The sequence below is a fragment of the Moraxella oblonga NBRC 102422 genome (assembly GCF_001598275.1).
Classification (GTDB): domain Bacteria; phylum Pseudomonadota; class Gammaproteobacteria; order Pseudomonadales; family Moraxellaceae; genus Moraxella; species Moraxella oblonga.
Window position 1 is genome coordinate 1 of record NZ_BCYQ01000097.1, and the last position, 993, is coordinate 993.

Sequence of the window (993 nt, forward strand, 5' to 3'; positions counted from 1 at the left end):
GATGAGGCTTTTGATGTTAATGAATTAAAGCTAGAAACGAAACACAATGCTGGTTTTGTAGCGGGTACACTTGTTCATACAAATAAAGGTTTAGTGCCAATTCAAGACATTAAAGTCGGAGATATGGTGTTATCACGAGATGAGTTTAATCCACAAGGTGATTTACAATATAAACCAGTATTAAGTACCTTTAAATCTCAGCAGAAAGAAAGAATTTATAAGGTCGAATATCCAACTAATGATGGCATGGAATATATTTTCTGTAACGCACTTCACCCATTTTGGTCTGCCTATGATCCTAGTGGAAAAACAGGAAAGTGGGAAGCCGCAGAGGACTTGTCTGGGACATTCTTAGTTAATTTATCAGGTGAAACTTTTGGGCTAGATAATGTGCCATTTATGCCCGTCCGTACATTACCAAATTATCCTGAAGGCTGTGCATATGTGCAGTTTGTTGAAGACCCAGATTTTTGGGAAAATGGCGGTGGACTTATTGAGTTTGTAAAATTTGATTCAAATGGTTACCAATTTATCAGTTTAGCCGATAATGAAGAAGCCTTTGATGAAGAAATTAAAACCTTAAATTACAAAACTTTAGATGCGAAGTTACGGTTGACGCCCAAAGCCAATTTTCTAGTGGATAAAGAACTATACAAAACCCTAAACGTAAGGCTGTATCAGGATATAAACGCAAAGACGCATACTGCTCAAAAATTCATTGAAGCAATGAATAAGCCATTGATATTTGAGGGTAAAATTGTAAGAGAAAATAGTATCGCAGATGAAGAACTATATAGAAAAGCATTAAAAAATATTGAAACCTATGGAGATGCAACAGGCTTAACAGAGATGAGCTTACATGAAGCCATGATAAGTCTTGATATGCCTGCACCAAACCCTTATGAGGATTTTGTCTATAATCTTGAAGTTGATGGAAATCATACTTATTTTGTTGGTCATGATGGCATTTGGGTACATAACTGCGATACCAAA

Annotated in this window: 1 protein-coding gene; it reads left to right on the forward strand. The window is 36.0% G+C overall.

Going from position 1 to position 993, the window contains the following annotated elements; genetic code table 11:
• Positions 1-993, forward strand: a 993-nt coding sequence (locus MOB01S_RS12055; protein WP_066805872.1) for a polymorphic toxin-type HINT domain-containing protein, incomplete at both ends; no start/stop codon positions are given.